We start from the raw sequence: 20,535 nt of genomic DNA on the forward strand, positions 1-20,535 counted from the left end.
CTCCTATTTTTTAAAAAATTTCCTGATCGTTGAATATAGGTTTGTATCTTTTTGAATTTTCCGTTTAGCACTTTCCACTACTACCTGATGAAATGACGTTTCAAACACATCAATAATATCAAGTTTACCAGTATATGCGAAGAAATCATTGGCACTAAAATTATACTTTTCTTTTAAAACTCTTCTTGTGTTTTCATTTTTCAAAAGAATGCTAAGTTTTCGTAAACCAATAAGAACGTAAATAGGTTTGATATCAGGAGATATTTCTTTTAAATAAGCGAATGCTTTTTCACATTCAATTTCTTCTTTCGTATATAAGGCGTTCGATTCATCTAGAAAACCTTCAACAAAATCTTCGTCTTTTATTTCATCAAAAAAGTTACTCATAATAATAAAAAGCTCATTTTTATTCCTAATTCTATTTTCATAAGTAACAGAACTAGTATTCATTTCATTAGATAATATTCTAAAGTTAACTAATTTTTCTTCCATTACATGAATATTGAATTTTTTAATAACATTTATCCACATTGAAAAATCCGGTAATTGTCTCAAACTCGGATCATACAATCCAACTTCGTTATAGACTTCCTTTTTAATTAGCATCGATGGATGACAAAAGCAATTTAATTTATAAAATAATTGTTTTAACCATTGCCCCGAAGACTTATTATTTTGAGTGAATGCATCTGCCCAAAAATAATCTGTTTTTGATAATACTTTTCCTGCTTCATCAATAAAATTGGCGTCTGAGAAAACACAATCCACACTATCACTTTCTTCTAAAAAGTGTACTTGTTTCTCTAATTTATCTATTTCCCAATAATCATCTGAGTTTAACAAAGCAATATACTCTGATGATGAGTTTATTATTCCATGATTAAGTGTATCAACTGCTCCCTGATTTGTTTCAAATCCATAAAATTTAATCCTGGAATCTTCATATTTCTTTATCACATCTACAGAGTTGTCAGGTGATGCATCATCAATAATTAGTAATTCAAAATTTCCATACGTTTGGTTTAAAACACTCTCTATAGCTTTTCCAATGAATTTTGAATGATTATAGGATGGAATAATTATAGAAACTTTCGGATTAGTACTTTTCAATTTCTGCACCTGCTCTATTTATAAAATTTTGGGGGTATTATACCTTTTAAGAGTGATGTTGCAAATGGAGGAAGGTATTTCTTTACTTTTTGTTTAATACTCTCTTTACTAGTAATAATCAAAGGACCATCTATATTATCTATTCTATCCTGAAGTCTTCTTTTATGAGCATTGAACTCTTCATGATACAGACCATCTAGATATTTATCATACTGCTCTATTAAGGAAATAGTATCTTTCAACTTTTCCAATTCCTTCTTTTGACTCCAAGTTCCGTTCGGATGCAAGCGATACACAGACATCACTTCTGGGAGATAGGCAATCAGTCCATTCTGGGATACCATTATATTCGTCATCCAGTCATAAACTGTCAACTCATATAAAGAGCTATCTAATTGCTTCAAATACTTAGCCTTATATACGCAAGTAGAGAAATTACCTATAAAATTGTCCAGTACAAGTTCAGAGACTGTGATCAACTGGAAACTACGATCCCAATTCCAAGGTTGAACATTATATCTCTTTTTCTTCATGTCATGTACCACAAATTGATTAAAGGTCATAACACAAGCCTTATTAGACTCTAGAAAATCCACATGTTTTTGGATTTTCAAAGGATCAGTCCAAAAATCATCACCTTCTAGAATAGCTATGTATTCTCCCTTACATGCAGCAAAGCCTCTCTTATAGTTTAGCGTTATCCCCAAATTACTCTCATTAGCTAAAATTCTAAATTTCCCAGGATGATTCTCAGCATATTGCTGAATTATACTCATAGTACTATCTTTTGAGCAGTCATCTGCTACTACAATTTCATAATCAAACGTCGTTTTTTGTTCTAGAATACTGTCTATTGCTTGATTGATATAACTCTCGTGATTATATGTCACCAATAGAATACTACATTTTGTAATTGAATCAGTCATTTTTTGTTCTCCTTAATTTATCAATGATTGGTTCTAATCTTGTTATTAACTTATAGGCCTTTCTATTCTTAATAGCTTCGATTTCTTTTTCTAATTCACTTTTCTCTTTTGAAATCCCCAAATTATTCAACTCAATCATTTTAAGTACTTCATCTTTCTTCTTAAACTCATCATCAAACCAATTTTCTCGTGACTCATTCATTTCTTGCATTTCTTGATTTCTCTGTATCAGATCTTCATTTGTTAACTTTAAAGTCTTAATCCTTCTTTTGAGAGTTTGATTCTTCATCCGTAATTTATTCACAAAATTCATATATTTATATTTAGTATGTTCCCAATCACTATTCGCTTGTAATTTTGAAATTAAATCCTCTGATATATCTAGTACAGGAGTACTATATTTAAGCAGACACGAAACTGATCTAATATAAGTGCCTTGCATAACCTCAATAACAATTTGAGGGTCATTATTAAGAAACATATATTGGTTATTTTCTGTAGAGAAAGCATTTGAACTCAGTGTATATTCTTTGTTTTTTAAATTATCTTGATTTGTTAATTCTAAATCTAAAATTTCAATAATGCACTTAGTAGCAGAAGGATCTATTCTAATCTTATTGGCTAAAGCAGGAAGATCGAAATTAACTTGAAATATTTTTTGGGATTTTTCTACTTTAAAAGATTCACTTTTTGATTCACTGTACCCCTGACCATCATCCCAGTATATTTGAAGGTATAAATTATCTTTATCAAGATCACCTCCGTTTTTTTTGTTGTTATCTGCATTCATTTTATGAGTTGACATAAAGTCAATCATATTTTCATGATGCGATATCATTGCATAATCTTCCGAGGTCATTTCTGCACTTATTTTTTTGAAAAGCGAAGGCAAGTTATCAATTCTTTTTTCGAATCCATTTTTTCCATATATAATAAACGTACGTACTGATTCTTCATTATTAAAATCTTTATAAAATAATTTTTCATTGTAAAAACTATTTACCGTATTCCAGTACTCATATATATCAGGATGTAATCCTGTCTTAAACTCCATTTGCATAAATTTCTCGAACAGAAAAATTGAAGCATGGTTAAATTGATTCCACTCTCCATTAAATTGATCCATCTTATCTTTAATTAATTGAAGATCAGGCAAACCATTTTCCTGATGTTCTTTACTCCATAGTATTTCACCGTTATATAAATAATGAAAAAAAGCACCTAATCTCTCTTCCACTTCCTCTATCCCGTTATTTGAAAACGGCGCTGAAATTATAAATCCATATTTAGATACTCTTTCAATTTCAGATAGAAAATCATTTCTCTTATTCAGAGGAATATGTTCAAGGACATCCAGCCCAATAACAAAATCAAAGTAATTATTATCAAAGCTAAGGTTAGTAGCATCACCCTGTATGAATGATGGATCATTTAATAACTCTTCAGGAAGGAGTAAATCCAAATATTTTATATTCTTATTTTCAACAAAGTTCTCTAAATTTTTATGTTCATTCGCCCCTACTTCCAGAATAGAAAGTTCAAGTTCTTTAATCCCCAATAATTCAAAAATAATCTCTACCATCTTATAACGTTGAAATTGATGAAATGGAATCACAACTCAAAATTCACCTCCTAATTAACTCTACTTATCTGTATTTCATTTGGAATGTATAACTTGTTCCAGATCTTATAAGGATCCCTTTCGCGCATTTCAAATATATATGAGTTCTCTGTATAGTCTACGAATAACGATGTTCTATTTTTTATAGTTGAGGTAGAAAGAACAGTAGAAAAATTATACATTCCTTCTACTAAGGGTAAGCGCGTTTTGAATTCAACAATTATCTTCTGACCTGCTTCGCCAGATATTTCGCCGATTTCCTCAATCAAAGTATTACTGCCTAAATATTCGATGTTTTGTTTATCTCTAATATGATACCCAACAGAAATTTGACATTTTTTATCAAATTTTATATGCATTCTAATTTTAATTTTGTCATTAAAATCAGCTGTTATAACTGGATTATTGTTGCTATCTAACACTTCTAGCTCTGTTAAAATCGCATCACGGGTCCCCTGCCTGAAATATTCCACTTTCTCCATAAACTCAGAATTCTCTTTGAAAACAAGATTGTCATCCAGGGAAACCTCATCGAGATGGTACAGTTTATCTTCCGAGTTCACTCTCCCCTTAGTATTATTGTTCATTTGATCTCTAACATATTTAGCATACATATCTACTACCTTTTCAGCATCTCCGTAAGCTTCAAGATTTCCGTTTTTCAAATATATAGCCTTTTTGCACAAGGACTTAACAGAATTCAAATCGTGACTTACATATAAAACTGTAACTCCCTGTAGAAATAATTCTTTCATTTTCGTTATACATTTCGCTTGGAAATACATATCTCCAACACTCAGAGCCTCATCAACTATTAAAATATCAGGTTGTACATTGATAGCAACAGAAAAGGCTAACCTTGCAAACATACCACTACTATATGTTTTAACTGGTTGATAAATATACTCCCCTAGTTCTGCGAACGAGAGGATTTGCTCAAGTCTTTCTTTTATTTCTTCTCTTTTAAAACCCATCATCAAACCATTTAAATAGATATTTTCAATACCTGTATACTCAAAATTAAATCCGGCACCAAGCTCCAAAAGTGCAGCTACTTTTCCATTCACTTCTGAGATACCACTTGATGGCGTTAATACTCCGGTTATAATTTTTAACAAAGTTGATTTACCAGATCCATTCTCTCCAATAATACCTACAATATCTCCCTTATCTATAGTGAAATTGAGATTCTGAAGAGCATGGTGCTCAGAATACAATGTCTTCTTGCGATAAAATAAAGACTCCTTGAGCCTATCCATAGGAGTTTTATATAGTTTATAAGTTTTGCTGACATTTTGAGCGCTGATCGCTATAGTTTCCATTTCCAAACCACCTTATCAAAGCACATCAGAAAGATGTGGTTTAAGTTTTCTAAATACTTTTATTGATATAGCAAAATTAACTATCACTACTAATGCAAAGTAAAGTGTCAATTTGTATTTCTCATAAAACCAAATTTTATTAATCATAGAATCTCGAAAACCTTCTACGATATAATAGAATGGATTTAATTTAAACAAAAAAATCATATGCGGAGACAAAACATCTACAGACCAAAGAATTGGCGTTAACCACATACCAAACTGCAAAATAATAGACAATACGTACGAGAAGTCTTTAAAAAATGGAGTAATTGCTGCAGTTAACCAAGATATACTAGAAATAAGAATTATATTACATAGGGTATAATATATAATTTGAACTGCAAAAAAACTGATAGGATAACCATAACTAATAAAAAAGGAGAATAAGATTATAATGAAAAACAGATGCACTAAGAATGCCGAGAATATCTTTACTAATGGTAATAATTCAATTCTAAAAACAACCTTCTTAACTAAATAATTATACTCTAAGAAACTATGTGTCGCTGTTGTTAATGCTTCAGAAAAATAGAACCAAGGTATAATCCCAGATACAAACCATAAAACGAAAGGTGCGTTTAAATCAGCCGGGGCGCTGACTTTCAAACCTTTTTCAAAAACAAACCAATAAACCAGTATAGTAACTAATGGCATTAGTAACGCCCATAACAATCCAAAATATGAACCTGCATATTTTGATTTGAAATCATTAATAGCTAAACTTTTAGTTAAGGAACATATATTTTTGATCCTCTTCATGTACGGTTCTTTCCTCATTTGTGCGTCTCCTTAGTAAAATCATATATATATTATTATTGCATTTATTACCTATACGTTTATTATTAATGTATTTATTATTAATGATAAAAAGTAGTTAGGTCGCCTTACATATGTTAAAATATCCACGTACCTACAGGAAAAGGAGATTATAACGTGTCGAAACCAGTATACGGTAAAAACGCCGCTCAGTCGAGAAATGTTGAAAAGATAGCAAGTCCGATATGGGCATTAGTTGTTGGTTTTATTCTATTTTTGTGTTGGACCCCATTTCAAGTGGGATTGTTTAATGGATCGCTAGTAGATTACGAGAAGCCAATATATGTATCCGCACTATTAAGCGCACTGATGCTGCTGGTCTGTGTTGGCTTGAACTACAAACAATTCAAGCTTGAAGAGCAGAGTGATTTAGTAGCTTGGGCAGCATTATTGCTCCCTGTGACCTATGCTCTGTCACTGTTTGTCGCAGTTTCGCATTATACGGCGATGAATATGCTGTTCATTCAGTGTACATATGCCGCAGTTTTCATTATAGCCTTTTATCTCATGAAGCAAAAGCAAGTAAATGTTGTCATTCAAAATGCTATATTAGCGATTGCCTATTTTATAGTGGGTTTTGGACTTTTAAATTGGCTAGGCAGTAGTAAGTTAGCAGGAAATCTTATAGGTTGGTTCTCAAACACCGTCCGAAATGATGTCTATTTAGATGCTGTTATGACTGACTCTAACGGACTTCGTCTGACTTCGATCTTTCAGTACGCAAACACGTACGCTGCCTTCTTGATGGCCTTTCTATTTGTAGCAATATTCGCGCTTATTCGCTCTAAAAATTGGTATGGATCGTTAACTCATGGCTTTATGTTAGTTCCCATTATTGTGTCGATCTTGTTAACCTTATCTCGTGGCGGCTTAGTCCTGCTACCTGTAGTATTCATACTCCTACTTTTATTCCTAAAACCTGCACAGCAAATCCTTTGGATTCTGCATCTAGGAGTTGCTGGTATTGTAGCTTTGCTCATTACGACACCCGTTACTAACCTAGGAATAGAGTTAAATGCTAATTTCACTTCTTCTTCAGCTTTAAAAGGTTGGACGTATCTATTAGGAGCCTCAATAGTTGTGGCTGGCCTTTCTTGGGTCATTCAGCGTTTTGTCGCTCCATGGTTGTATGCAAAACTAGAGAATTGGTCGTCACGTAAACGGACAGGTCTTTGGATTCCGCTCGGATCTGTCGCTCTAGTTGCTATTGTAGCTTTCTTGCTTATCGGTACGAGTGCAAAAAGCATCTTACCCGACAATATGGAGACTCGCCTAGAGAACATCAACTTCCAACAACATAGCGTACTCGAGCGGATTACTTTTTATAAGGATGCCTTGAAGGTGGTTAAGGATTATCCGATCCTCGGTGCTGGTGGAGGAGGCTGGGCATCACTCTATGAGCATTATCAGAATAATCCTTATACAAGCCGGCAGGTGCATAACTTCTTCTTACAATTTCTCATTGAAGTAGGTATTGTTGGATTTATAATATTTATGAGCTTCATTCTGTATATCTTCTATAAATATATTCGTGGATATGTAAAACGGGATAAGAATGAATTCGAGAATGGTTTCTTCTATTTAATTATTGCTCTATCTATTCTTGTGCACAGTCTACTTGATTTCAATATGAGTTATGCCTTTATGGGCATACTAGTTTTTATTGGTCTTGCTGGAATGGCAGCTGTTATGGATAGCAAGCCACTACGGAAAAATTGGAATAAAGCGGGCATCCGTTTTGGATACCTCGCTGTGCTTTCTTTAGGAACCTTGTTCCTAGTGTTCTTATCAATTAGCTATATTGGCTCCAGTAACTCCGCTTTGAAAGCTAAACAATTGAGGAGTTATAGCAATTCTTACGAAGAGCTTAGAGCTCCCTTGATAGAGACTTTGAACAAACGTCCAAGCCATCCAGAATCGACAATTTATCTTTCAGCCTTAGATCAGCAGGTATTTAGCCAGACCCAAGAGGAACAGTTCCTTGACGAATCTTACAATGTTTTAACTCGTGCACTCAAAGATGAGCCATACAACAAAAATCTTCTGCTCCAATTAGTGAGCTACTACGATCTGAAAGGTCAAAGCGACATCGCCTTGGGTATTTACCGTGACAACGCAGATAAGTTCAACTGGGATATCGATTGGTATGATGCAATAATCAGCCGTTCCTTTGCCTTAGGTCAGCAAGCACTTAATCAAAAGGATGAGACAAAGAAACAAGAGTATTTCAATGAAGCGCAAGAAGCATATAATCACGTTCTTGCTGGAATAGATCATCTGAAGACTCTTCCACCAGAACAACTGCAAGGGCGTCCTTTCTCAGTAACGCCAACTATCGCTTTGAACGTTGGCAAAATGCAGCTTTTATCCAGACAAGAGGATGCAGCGAAGACCACCCTCAAGCTTAATTCAGATGCTAATTACACGGATATCATGAACAGTGAAACTCCATGGGATATAAATTGGTACAGTTCACTCATCAGCCGTTCATTTGATTTGGGGCAGACAGCTTATGCACAACAAGATAATCCAGATAGAATAGACAATATGAAAGCTGGTTTTGTCATTGGGCTTTTGGCCTACGATCATGTACTTGCGGATAATGATCCTTCGAAGACATTTAATCCGGATGTAACACTGAAGGTAGGAAAGATGCAGTATATGTCTGGAAAGATACAAATTGCCTCCTCCATCTTAAAAACAGCTTTAAGCCAAGATTTCGCAGATGCAACTAATCGAGAGATTGCTCGTTGGTACCTAGCTGCACTGGCGAAAACTGGTGGCGAGGATCAGGCACTATACGGTTCGCTGATTGCAGCTGACCCTGCGGAAGCAGCACAAGTTGAGGCCATTACAAATTCACAATTTTAAAAAAGAAAGAAACCATAAAAGCGCGCCACTGTAATAACCGTGGCGCGCTTTTTTTTCGATTATACGAGATTTACTTATAGCCCGGTCTTAGCCGCTTCACTCTCAACAAGCTCTTTCATATAACGAAGCAAGTCATCTTTAAGCTCCTCGTGTTGAAGTGCATAATGAATGGTGGTCTGGATAAAGCCCATTTTCTCACCAACATCATGACGTTTACCTTCAAAGTCATAGGCAATAATTCGTTCAACCTCGCTTAGACGTGCTATCGCATCAGTAAGTTGGATCTCTCCACCTACACCTACCTGCTGCTCACCTAGCATATCAAAGATACGTGGGGTTAAGATGTATCGTCCTAAAATTGCTAGATTAGAAGGAGCCTCTTCTCTCTTTGGCTTTTCTACTAGACGATTAGCTTTATATACCCGTTCTGCCAAAGGCGAAGCATCTACAACACCATACCGTGATACTTCTTCCCATGGAACAGGCTGAACACCCACGATAGAAGATTTATACTCGTCATAAACATCTATCATCTGTTTGAGACAAGGTTTATTCGCTTCAACAATATCATCGCCTAGCAGGACAGCAAACGGTTCGTTTCCTATGAATTTACGTGCACACCAAATTGCATGTCCGAGACCTCTTGGTTCTTTTTGACGAATGTAGTGGATATCTGCCATTTCGGAAGATTTACGAACGGATTCAAGCAGCTCCCACTTCTGCTTCTCTGCTAAGTTAAATTCCAGTTCAAAAGAGTTATCAAAGTGATCTTCAATCGCACGTTTACCTTTCCCTGTTACAATAATAATATCCTCGATCCCAGAAGCAACAGCCTCTTCAACAATATATTGGATCGTCGGTTTATCTACAATCGGGAGCATTTCTTTAGGCATTGCTTTGGTCGCAGGCAAAAAACGGGTACCAAGACCTGCGGCGGGTATAATGGCTTTACGGATCTTCATCACATTAACTCCTTCTGTCAGATACTCTTCCATTCTAAATACTCAGTATGTAAAATGGCATATTTCCTTCAATTATAGCAGTTATAGCAGATTTATGTCAGAGTGTTTGTTATATTTGTATATCTATTCCATTGAAATAAGAGAGAAGGAATTATAAAATCATTTACTGCTAGAATAAACACTTTGCTGACCCTCATGATATATTATTTAGTATATGCAAATTAGGATGAGGACGAGATCAATTCTAAAAAAAGGGCTAAGCAATACCAGCATCTACCTGGTAGTTACTTAGCCCTTTTTCTTCAACTCTTAACTCTTATTACTTCGCGTTCACCAATTGCCCACGCGTTACACCAAGTTGGTTAGTAGCCTTTAAGCTCTTCCATACCTGTGTACCAGAGATTTCACCACGCAGAGCGCGGCTGTAGAGGCTAATTACCTCAGCCACTTGCTCTGGTGTCTCTTCCAAGAACTCCACACGGTATGAAGATACTCCTAGGTCACGGAAATTATTCAGATACTCCGCACCAGACTGCTCAACAGCGTTATAGACGGTATTACGGCAGCCTTCATCCACACGAACTGGATGTGACATTCCAATACGGTCTTGCAAAGAAGCACGGTGCTCTTCACAAGGACGACCACAGTTCGTATAGTCTGTGCCTTCACTCATAAAGGTACAGTACACGCAGTGTTCAGTATGGAACATCGGCAAATGCTGATGAATAACAATCTCCATCCGGGACGTATCACTGTGTTCAAGCAGATCAACCATCTGTTGAATGTTCAAGTCATAGGATGGCGTTACTATGTCACAGCCAGCCTCAAGGAACAAATCCACTGCTTTATGATTGGCGATATTCAGTGAGAAATCACCGATCAGGCGTGGATGCACAGCATCCGGCTGCTCCTGGCGGCGGCGCAGATAATAATATAACGCGCCTGTATTACGCACGAGCACAGCATCCGGCTGCAAGCGAAGAATATTCGCGTGGTAGCCGTTCTCGCCCGGCATATGAATGCGCGGCGTGGCCAGCGCTATGCTGGCCCCTGCAGCCCGTACCGCATCTACCGCTGCCGGGAACTGCTTGATAAACTCGAAGTCGGCGTAGATGTTTCTCACGCCGGCCTCGAGCGCAGCCTGCACCTGCGGCAGGCTGCGGCACAGCGCGGTGAGCTCCGCTTCACCAGCGCGCTGCAGAGCGACGCCCCTGCGGGTGGCGTCGCCGTAAACCTCGATCGCCCGTTTCACGTAGACGGGCGGTTTCGGGCGCTCGCCCGCAAGCAGCTCCACCGCTTGGCGGCGGATGCTGTTCAGCTCGCGCATAGGGACGATGACGTCGCCTTGCAGATGCGACTCCAACGCGTCAAGCTGGAACACGGTCCCGCCCAGGCGGCCGAATTGTTCTTCCAGCAGCGCGGTATCCATCGGACGCTTTTGCGCGGCTTCCAGCGCGAGCTCCGAGTCCACACGGACGGTAACGTTCTTCTGAACGTCCGTCCACCAAGTCGTCAGCTTCTCGCCGACGCAGCCTTGCACTCTAACATGTACCGGAAATACCCGGTACGGCTTTTCAGTTTCATAAGTCTGGCGCAGCGCCTTATCTAACGCAGGGTCATTTGTCTTCCAAATGCGGTCACCGACATTTAGACGACGAAGATCCACATCATTACGACCGGCTACGATGTCGATGATCCAGCCTTCTCCGGCTTCGCCTTCCAGCTTCACACCTTTACGACGAAGGTCGTAGACACGGCCGCCTTCTTCTTTTTTCGTTGGATCCCCAGCGTCAAAAACAATTCCGTCCCCACGCTTAAGCGGTGCATGAATACGGCAGACCACTCCGTCACGCAGAATTTGCTCAACCGTCCCTAAATATACACCACGGCTTTTTGGGAAAGTCCCGTCTACCAGTTTCTTATTGTTCGTTTCATCCAGGAAACCATGTGTAAACCCGCGGGAGAAGCTTTGTTGCAGCTCGCGCACCTCCTCCTTCGAAGGTTTAGACAGATCGCCTTCAAAATACCGATCAATCGCTTTACGATACTTACTAACTACATTCGCTACATATTCCGGGCTTTTGAGGCGGCCTTCGATTTTAAAAGAAGTCACACCCGCCTCGATCAGTTCAGGCATTAGATCAATTGCTGCCAGGTCCTTAGGAGAAAGCAGATAAGTTACGTCTCCCATAGGTTTTACCTCACCATCCACCATCAGATCATACGGCAGGCGGCAAGCCTGAGCACATTCACCGCGGTTGGCAGAACGTCCGCCCCACATTTCAGAGGTCAGACATTGACCTGAGTAGGAAACACACAAAGCACCGTGTACGAATACTTCCATCGGTAAGCGGGCTTGCTCCCCGATCGTACGAATTTGTTTCAAATTGTTCTCACGACCTAATACCACACGTTCCAAACTGAAAGGTTTAGTAAACTCGACCGCTTCCGGCGAAGTAATGGTCATCTGTGTCGATCCGTGAATCGGAAAATCCGGTGAGATTTCGCGGATCATTTTGACCAAACCTAAATCTTGTACAATTACTGCGTCCACGCCAGCATCCACGCACGCATCAATCAGTTCTTTTGCATCAGACAATTCATTTTCAAAAACCAGTATATTAAAGGTCAAAAAGCCCTTCACACCATAGCTATGCAAAAACGCCATAATTTCCGACAGCTCGTCCATGCGAAAGTTGTTCGCTCTGGCCCGTGCATTAAACTTCTCTACGCCAAAAAAGATAGCATCCGCTCCGTTTGCTACCGCTGCACGCATGCAGTCCCAATCACCTGCGGGTGCCAATAGCTCCACGTCTTCTCTGCGTATTTGTTGCTCTTTCATTTATATCCTCCCAAACCGCCATTTGACGGGTCATTTCTAGTTGATTAACTTGATAATTGTATCAAATATCACACTTGAGCGCTATGCGTTTACCAACATTTATATAGAATAAAAGTCATAATGCTGTCAGGAAGCTGACTTCTTGCTTATTGCTCTTTACTCCATGAATGTTGTAGAACATGCAACTTTATTGCCTAATCCAGCGCTTCGACAACTAAATGTTGTACTTAAAGCATCATTCTCACACTCTAGTAGCGACAACCGGTACAAAAAGTTGCAACATTTACAACAATTCACTAGGAATTCCGTGACATACGGGACATACGATAGAATGTTGTATCAAATACATCAATCCACCCTTTAGCTATTCACATTATGCCCAACTTGGATAACATTGGCTCCGAACCTAGCGATATCAATAAATTGTGACAAACGATTCCAATCGTACACCTCATATCCCTTTTCCCCCTTTATACAAAAAAAGAACGCCCCAAGCCAAATCGGCAACTGGGACGTTCTTCGTCTGATTGAATTACACGCTTCTATTCGTGTGTCAACTACGACATTGGTACTCTTTTAACTACTTGCTGCCTGTAAACCGAAACGATTGTAGTGTCTTGTCTAACAGAGCCTGCTGTTCTGCAGTGGCATTGGCATCATTCAGCGTAACGGTAATCGTGTAGACCACATCATTTTTACCAAACACAACCTGCTTACTGCGAAGAGGGATACCATTTTTGATTTGATGTGCAGTTATGATCGTAGCAGGGACATCTGCAATGGTAGACTCCACTACACTTTCTATACGAGGGCCTTTGGGATCATTATTTTTATTTTGATAAGCATCTTTGAGCACATTAACTGTATAATCCACTGAACCCTCGGGTTTTGAGTTGATCTGTAGACGTCCTCCGCTGAACCGATATTCAATCGACTGCGTCTCAAAAATATCCTGATAAGGTGTCCATAAACTTGGAATATCGATGGCATAGCCGTAGGTTTTGGATACTTTGGTTAATGTCTTATTTTTGAGCGTCTTATAATCATCACTAGCGAGCCGCCCGAAGTTCTCCTTCAGCAGAGCAAAATCAATATCAATAGAGGATATGATGGCTTTGAATTTTGCCTTATCGTCATCTTGCCCAGCTGCTGTTACATATTCAAAATAATAACGATACCCATTTTTGAGTATGAGAGCTTGATATTCTGTAGTAACACCGTTGCCGTAATTTAGCTGTAGCTCATTAATTTGTGCGGATACGCCCGAGATCTCCGACTTGTTGCTGTCTTTCAGAATATAAGCATCCGCTACAAAGTTTTCTTTAGTTTTCATTTTCAGATCTTCAGCCCAGCTCTCTAGTGTAGAACCAGCAGGTGCCGAGGTAACTGCCACACTCAGATGACTTCCCTGCTTACTCTCGTAATAGAGATGCTGGTCGTCCTTACTCCAATCTGCGGGAACCTGTAGTGAAATCCCATAGTCCTCATTGTACGCGTCACGCAATCCACTTTTCACCGTAGAAAGATCACGGATTTTTTTGCTTTTAGTATCAAAAGAAGGCTGGAAAGAGTTAAGTAATCCTGTATATTTAGCAAAATCCTTATAATTAACTGCTTTGTTATCCGTCAAATAAATCTCGTATAGTCGACCTTCAGCATATAACAGTCTGCTCTCCCAGAGCGCTCCACTGGAATCTTTACTGATCAATCTAGCATAAGGTACCGCGGCCTTGGGGAACGACTCCCGATCCAATATCAACTCCCCACCTGCCTCGACCTCCCGAACCAGCTGTTCCAGCAGCCCATCCGCATCCACCGCAACCGCCTGGTCACTTACATGAATCTCCACATAATATAGATTGTCCGCACTTGAAAAGGTAGCCACACTTTCATCTCCACCGCTATTTCCAGCAATCAGCCCAGAGGGATAATTCAGTGTCCAATGATAATAACTGTTTCCAATTTGAGTCTTACCAACATCGCTGTCAATCCCAGTATCCTCTGGCGTATCTTCTTCGTTGTCTATAGGAACTAGGGTAACCATTAGCTCACCCCCACTCCCTTGAGAGAGGGTCGCACCTAACACATCAGCTACAAAGCGTAGCGGTACCATCAGCACATCTGAAACCATCCGGGGCGCTGAGCCCAGTTTAACTTTGATCCCATCCTTCCAAGCGATATCACTCCCAATCGTCATCACCCCTGAATGAGCACCATAGGTTACTTTTACAACATTGTTCTGCTCTAAGGAAACAGTGCTGCCAAACGTCTTTTTAAAAACCCCAAGCGGGACCATAACCGTTCCATTCTCCGTATAAGGCCGCTCGATAGCCACCTTCTTACCATTCACCGTAGCTGAAGTACTGCCAACTTTTAGACTCAGCTGTAGCTTATCTCCTTGTGAAGCTAATACTGTTTGTATGGGTAATATAGAAAATAGCAGTAATAAGGTCAGCATCGCACAAAATCCTTGTTTTAAAATTTTAAAGCCCATTTACCGTCCCCCTCTCCAGTTTGCTGATCACTCTTCCGCGTGCTCGTCCCCATCCGTTTCATAATCATCTCCGCTTAACAATGGATCACCTTGAGTGAGCACGAGTTTACGGACGACGATATCCCCATCGCTTTGCATAACCAGCCGCACAGTTGCTCCCGGCAGGTAGCTTTTGAACAATTCATTAATATCAACTAGTGAGACCACACGATGCCCATCGATGCTATACAAGACGTCCCCTTCAGCAACCCCTGACTTGAGCGCTTCTGAAGACACCACCTTAGTGACGGACAGCGGGTCCAGCGTTGGCAATCCCACAATCGTAGACCAGCTCGCCTCCAGCTCTAGCCCTAGACTCGGATGCTGTACCTCACCATATTTTAAAAGCTGGTTCATAATATACTGCACAGTATTCGCTGGAATCGAAAACCCCATATTTTCCACACCCACCGCTGAGTATTTCAGGCTGTTGATTCCCAGCACCTCACCTTTCATATTTACAAGCGGCCCTCCGCTGTTTCCGGGATTAATCGCAGTGTCACTCTGGATAAGACGATAAGCCGCATCTACCTCACGGTTAAGACCACTTATAACGCCTACAGTCGCTGAGTTTCGTAGAGAAAAGCTAATCGGTGTTCCGATAGCAATAACCTTCTCCCCAACCACTGTTTTGCTATTCGCTGGAATAAACTTGGCGGGCTTTAAATGGGTGGCATTGATTTTGATCAGCGCCAGATCACTAACTTCATCCAGATAGGTTTCTTTAACGCTGTAGGTTTTAGAGTCCGAAGTGACCACTATGGCATTTTGCAGATCCTTGATTACATGAGCATTGGTTACAATCCATCCGTTCGATTTCACAATGATGCCGGAGCCATGCGTCAGATTGTACCGATCATCCGGGCCACTATTACCGCCACTCTCGTCTTTGCCGATAATGCCCACAACAGAAGGAGTGATACTTTTAATAATTCCAGGTATCGGATCTTCTGCCGCTGCTTTACTAACCACCTTACTAGTACTATCAAAAGCAAACACCGACTGACTCCATACTCCCGACAGCACTACGCCGCACAGTAATAGACCTAATCCTTTCTTCACCAGCTTCTCCCCAACACTCCTCATTCCTCACCAGACCCTCTCTTTGCTCATGGATAAATTTTACATTATATTATTTGAAAAAAGACGCCTTCAATGCGCCCATGGCGTTAAAGGAGTCTTTTGGTGCAAAGCTGTTCAATTTAGTTCTTTCATTAACTTAACCAATGCATCACCATGGCATAGTCAGAGATCACAAAAACCAGCAAACTAACGGCTCCAAAACCAATAGCAAATTTGTTCTTCTGGGGAGCTTTCAATAGTCGAACAACCCCGACCAAAATCAAGATGGTAAATAAAATCATAAACACATCAAAGGTATGAAATTTAGACGGTCCTTGCGCGGCAACTTCTGCAAGCAGCATAACCTTACCTCCTCAAAAATGTTGTCAAGCAAGATCCAGTAATCCCCATATCACCTTCTATGTTATCGCTACCATTTGGGCGATGCAATAGGTTTTGTAGAAAAATTATGTATTTGTCATAAAAAATATATTTTATCCCTGCAAAATCCGTAATAACGATGAGATTGATCACTGACAATTGGGGCGGATTAGTGAAAGTACTGTGAGTCCAATCAACTCTATCGTCATAAAGGTTACAATAGAAAGTCCGTTAACTGCTTTAGAGATGAGATAAATTGAGCAGTGAATTGGAATTAAAATTCAGTACTTAGAACTTAGAACTTAGAACTTAGAACTTAGAACTTAGAACTTAGAACTTAGAACTTAGAACTTAGAACTTAGAACTTAGAACTTAGAACTTAGAACTTAGAACTTAGAACTTAGAACTTAACATTCTGGGCTCGAAATTTAGGGTTTTAATGAATTAGGGAAATTTTCCCTAAAATTGACCGATTATCAGCTCATTTTGTGATTATCAGGGAATTCCTCCCTAAAAATCATTAGAAAACCGGCTATATGAGTAAATTCACCCGATAATTAGGGAGGTTTTCCCGGATTTCACCTTCTATGATCTAAAAACTCAGGTTTTCAGGGAGGTTTTCCCTAATCTAATAAACAGTTATTTGATAGAGTGATATGAAGGATTAATTATTCGGTTTTCAAGGAACTTTTGACCCTAATGTTAATCACTTACCCGTTAACCCTATCAACAGAATACTCCTCATTGAATCTTACTACGAACATGTCCTACATATGCCTACCTTACCTATTATTAAATCCATTTTTTCTATAGAATCCGTATAACTTTTGCTAGAAAGATCACATCATATATCTATGAGCCGTCTTTCGTATAATTACCGGATAATCCTACAATAAAAGCCCCGGCAAGATACCGAGGCCTTATTATACATAGGTTATATTACTTTCTGTTTATTTAGAGGGTTTCCGCCGTCTCAAGCATAAGCGCTTCGGTCCGCTCTGTATCACGAATCAGAACCGGCTTCAGATACTTACCTGTGTAAGACTCTGTGACAGTAATGATCTTCTCCGGTGTTCCTGTTGCCAGAACGGTACCACCGCCGCTACCACCTTCCGGTCCCATATCGATGATATAATCCGCTGTCTTGATTACATCCAGATTATGTTCAATAACAAGAACCGATTCTCCGGAATCCACCAAACGATGCAATACCTCAAGCAGACGACCAATGTCATCTACATGCAGACCTGTCGTAGGCTCATCCAAAATATAAAGTGTTTTACCCGTACTGCGACGGTAGAGCTCAGAAGCCAATTTTACCCGCTGTGCTTCACCACCGGATAAAGTGGTTCCCGGTTGACCAATCTTAATATAACCAAGGCCTACATCCATCAGTGTTTGCATTTTACGATGGATACGCGGGATATTTACAAAAAACTCTGTTGCATCCTCTACCGTCATCTCTAACACATCTGAAATGTTTTTGCCTTTATATTTCACTTCTAGGGTTTCCCGGTTATACCGTTTGCCTTTACATACTTCGCAAGGGACGTATACGTCCGGCAAGAAGTGCATCTCAATCTTAATAATCCCGTCTCCACGGCAAGCTTCACAACGTCCGCCTTTTACGTTAAAGCTGAAGCGCCCCTTTTGGAAACCACGTACCTTAGCCTCATTTGTCTTGGAGAATAGGTCACGGATGTCATCGAATACACCTGTATAAGTTGCTGGGTTGGAGCGCGGTGTCCGCCCGATTGGCGACTGATCGATTTCAATAACCTTATCGAGATTTTCTAGTCCACGAATTTCTTTATGCTGACCAGGACGCACCTTCACAGCCTTATTCAGCTGCCGTGCCAAACTCTTGTAAAGAATCTCGTTGATAAGCGAGGATTTACCGGAACCCGATACACCTGTCACCGCTGTAAATACACCTAATGGAATCTTCACATTCACATTTTTCAGGTTATTCTCTTTAGCACCACGTATTTCTACCCAGCGATCATCGGTAGGACGGCGTTTAGCAGTAACCGGAATAAATTTACGTCCGCTTAAATATTCACCCGTTAATGAATTCGGATCTTTCATAATCTCTTCTGGCGTCCCTTGAGCCATAACTTGTCCACCATGAATACCTGCGCCCGGACCAATATCAATAATATAATCCGCTGCCATCATCGTATCTTCGTCATGCTCTACAACAATCAGCGTGTTGCCTAAATCACGCATATGCGCAAGCGTAGAGATCAGGCGATCATTGTCCCGTTGATGCAAGCCAATACTTGGCTCATCCAGAATGTACAATACGCCCATGAGACTTGAACCGATCTGAGTAGCCAAGCGAATACGCTGCGCCTCACCACCGGAAAGCGAACCCGCTGCACGGCTAAGCGTCAAATAATCCAAGCCTACATTCACAAGGAATCCAAGCCGATTGCAGATCTCTTTTAAAATGAGATTGGCGATGGCTGTTTCTTTTTCGCTCAATTTTATCTCTTCAAACCAATGCTGACAGTCTCCTATTGAAAGGTCCGTAACATCAGAAATATTATGATCATTGATAGTCACAGCTAATATTTCTTTTTTCAGACGTTTACCTTTACACACATGACATGGCTTAGCACTCATAAATCCTTCGATAAATTCACGAATACCATCCGAAGCAGTTTCACGGTAACGCCGCTCGAGGTTAGGTATAATCCCTTCAAAAGCAACCATCGCATCTTTCTTTTGACCGAAATCATTTTCATAACGGAAGCGAACCTTCTCACTGCCTGTACCATTCAGTAATTTATTCATATGATCAGGTGTCAGACTGCTTACCGGAACGTTCTGAGGAATTTTAAAGTGTTCACAAACCGACTTCAGAAATTGCGGATAGTAATTAGAAGTACTTCCAGTCCAAGCTAAAAAAGCACCTTCTTCAATGGATTTCTCAGCATCAGGAATAAGCAGGTCTGGATCGACCACCATCTTCATGCCAAGTCCATCGCATTCTGTACAAGCTCCAAACGGACTGTTGAAAGAGAACATCCGTGGTGCCAACTCTTCAATACTAAAACCACAAATTGGACAAGCAAAGTTAGAGCTGAAAAGCAGCTCTTCCTGGCCGATGATATCAACAAGGATTTTACCGCCCGAAAGCTTAAGCGCCGTCTCCAGTGAATCCGTCAGCCGGGTCTCCACATCGTCTTTAACAACGATCCGGTCTACCACAACTTCTATTGTATGTTTTTTATTCTTTTCTAGTTCAATATCCTCTGACAGATCTCTTAGCTCCCCGTCCACACGCACACGTACGAAGCCTTGCTTAGAGATATCTGTGAAAAGTCCTTTATGCTCACCTTTACGTCCTGAAATGATTGGCGCCAGGATCTGTAACCGAGTTTTCTCTGGATACTGCATAATCCGGTCTACCATCTGTTCAACGGTCTGGGAGGTAATCTCAATGCCATGCTCTGGGCAATGGGGATGACCAATACGTGCAAAGAGCAGCCGCAAATAGTCATAAATCTCCGTAACTGTACCTACCGTGGAGCGTGGGTTCCGGCTTGTTGTCTTCTGATCTATAGATATCGCCGGGGACAAACCATCAATCGAATCCACATCTGGTTTCTCCATTTGTCCCAAAAACTGACGTGCATAAGCCGACAAAGATTCAACATAACGCCGTTGTCCTTCAGCATAAATCGTATCAAATGCAAGCGATGATTTACCTGAGCCGCTAAGTCCCGTCAGCACGACGAAACGGTCACGTGGAATCGTCACATCGATGTTTTTGAGATTGTGCGCCCTCGCGCCTTTAATTACAATATTTTCGTTCGCCAACGGAACCTCTCCTTTTAAAAAAACTATTTCAACTTTATTTCAAAATATTCTCAAAGCCTCTTCAGAACCCTTTCAAAGCCTTTCGATCCCTCCCAAACCCTCCCTTCCAAGGGAGGGCCCCAAGGGTTGCACCCTCTGGACACCCGCATTTTCTGGAGAAGGAGTATGGTGGGACGTAACTTAGTGACTACAATGCTCAGAGCGCTTATCCCTACGGGA

12 protein-coding genes are annotated in these 20,535 nt (G+C 40.2%); 1 reads left to right on the forward strand and 11 read right to left on the reverse strand.

Annotated features, from left to right (window positions below):
- Positions 1-3: 3 nt before the first annotated feature.
- The 5 genes from MKY54_RS28380 to MKY54_RS28400 are packed head-to-tail and all read right to left on the reverse strand — an operon-like array spanning position 4 to position 5,798.
- Positions 4-1,110 carry a glycosyltransferase gene (locus tag MKY54_RS28380; RefSeq protein WP_339188652.1) on the reverse strand — a complete coding sequence of 369 codons (1,107 nt, stop codon included), beginning with the start codon at positions 1,108-1,110 and terminating at the stop codon, positions 4-6.
- A 14-nt stretch (positions 1,111-1,124) separates the two neighbouring features.
- Complete coding sequence (locus MKY54_RS28385) at positions 1,125-2,036, reverse strand: glycosyltransferase (protein ID WP_339188655.1); 912 nt, start codon at positions 2,034-2,036, stop codon at positions 1,125-1,127.
- Positions 2,029-3,651 carry a class I SAM-dependent methyltransferase gene (locus tag MKY54_RS28390; RefSeq protein WP_076182195.1) on the reverse strand — a complete coding sequence of 541 codons (1,623 nt, stop codon included), beginning with the start codon at positions 3,649-3,651 and terminating at the stop codon, positions 2,029-2,031. The genes MKY54_RS28385 and MKY54_RS28390 overlap by 8 nt, the downstream gene beginning before the upstream one ends.
- A gap of 17 nt (positions 3,652-3,668) precedes the next feature.
- Positions 3,669-4,979, reverse strand: a complete 1,311-nt coding sequence (locus tag MKY54_RS28395) for an ABC transporter ATP-binding protein (protein ID WP_036678636.1) — start codon at positions 4,977-4,979, stop codon at positions 3,669-3,671.
- 15 nt (positions 4,980-4,994) lie between these two features.
- Positions 4,995-5,798, reverse strand: coding sequence for an ABC transporter permease (locus MKY54_RS28400; protein ID WP_076179696.1), 804 nt, complete (start codon positions 5,796-5,798; stop codon positions 4,995-4,997).
- A gap of 156 nt (positions 5,799-5,954) precedes the next feature.
- On the opposite strand from MKY54_RS28400, the gene MKY54_RS28405 reads away from it, so the two are divergent.
- Positions 5,955-8,708, forward strand: a complete 2,754-nt coding sequence (locus MKY54_RS28405; RefSeq protein WP_339188658.1) for an O-antigen ligase family protein — start codon at positions 5,955-5,957, stop codon at positions 8,706-8,708.
- A gap of 74 nt (positions 8,709-8,782) precedes the next feature.
- Here MKY54_RS28405 and galU read toward each other — a convergent pair whose 3' ends face one another.
- The 6 genes from galU to uvrA form a co-directional block, all read right to left on the reverse strand.
- A complete protein-coding gene (gene galU / locus MKY54_RS28410) occupies positions 8,783-9,670 on the reverse strand; it encodes a UTP--glucose-1-phosphate uridylyltransferase GalU (RefSeq protein ID WP_076182190.1) in 888 nt (295 codons plus the stop codon).
- Between the two features lie 319 nt (positions 9,671-9,989).
- Entirely contained in the window at positions 9,990-12,512 is a 2,523-nt protein-coding gene (locus MKY54_RS28415) for a U32 family peptidase (RefSeq protein WP_339188662.1), read from the reverse strand.
- Positions 12,513-13,092: 580 nt separating this feature from the next.
- Positions 13,093-15,006 (reverse strand): stalk domain-containing protein, encoded by a 1,914-nt coding sequence (locus MKY54_RS28420; protein ID WP_339188664.1) that lies wholly within the window; start codon positions 15,004-15,006, stop codon positions 13,093-13,095.
- Positions 15,007-15,033: 27 nt separating this feature from the next.
- On the reverse strand, positions 15,034-16,083 hold the full coding sequence (locus tag MKY54_RS28425) for a trypsin-like peptidase domain-containing protein (RefSeq protein ID WP_249267658.1): 1,050 nt from the start codon (positions 16,081-16,083) through the stop codon (positions 15,034-15,036).
- Between the two features lie 176 nt (positions 16,084-16,259).
- Positions 16,260-16,469, reverse strand: coding sequence for a DUF2759 family protein (locus tag MKY54_RS28430; protein ID WP_036678627.1), 210 nt, complete (start codon positions 16,467-16,469; stop codon positions 16,260-16,262).
- Positions 16,470-17,442: 973 nt separating this feature from the next.
- On the reverse strand, positions 17,443-20,316 hold the full coding sequence (uvrA, locus tag MKY54_RS28435; RefSeq protein WP_076137311.1) for an excinuclease ABC subunit UvrA: 2,874 nt from the start codon (positions 20,314-20,316) through the stop codon (positions 17,443-17,445).
- Between the last annotated feature and the right edge of the window lie 219 nt (positions 20,317-20,535).

Origin of the sequence: Paenibacillus sp. FSL P2-0121 (genome assembly GCF_037975345.1) — a bacterium.
Lineage (GTDB): Bacteria > Bacillota > Bacilli > Paenibacillales > Paenibacillaceae > Paenibacillus_AQ > Paenibacillus_AQ odorifer.

What these genes read in the sequence shown, in the direction of transcription:
- MKY54_RS28385 (WP_339188655.1), bottom strand. Translation starts at nt 2,036, where the DNA reads ATGACTGATTCAATTACAAAATGTAGTATTCTATTGGTGACATATAAT.
- MKY54_RS28395 (WP_036678636.1), bottom strand. Translation starts at nt 4,979, where the DNA reads ATGGAAACTATAGCGATCAGCGCTCAAAATGTCAGCAAAACTTATAAA.
- MKY54_RS28400 (WP_076179696.1), bottom strand. Translation starts at nt 5,798, where the DNA reads ATGAGGAAAGAACCGTACATGAAGAGGATCAAAAATATATGTTCCTTA.
- galU (WP_076182190.1), bottom strand. Translation starts at nt 9,670, where the DNA reads ATGAAGATCCGTAAAGCCATTATACCCGCCGCAGGTCTTGGTACCCGT.
- MKY54_RS28415 (WP_339188662.1), bottom strand. Translation starts at nt 12,512, where the DNA reads ATGAAAGAGCAACAAATACGCAGAGAAGACGTGGAGCTATTGGCACCC.
- MKY54_RS28420 (WP_339188664.1), bottom strand. Translation starts at nt 15,006, where the DNA reads ATGGGCTTTAAAATTTTAAAACAAGGATTTTGTGCGATGCTGACCTTA.
- MKY54_RS28430 (WP_036678627.1), bottom strand. Translation starts at nt 16,469, where the DNA reads ATGCTGCTTGCAGAAGTTGCCGCGCAAGGACCGTCTAAATTTCATACC.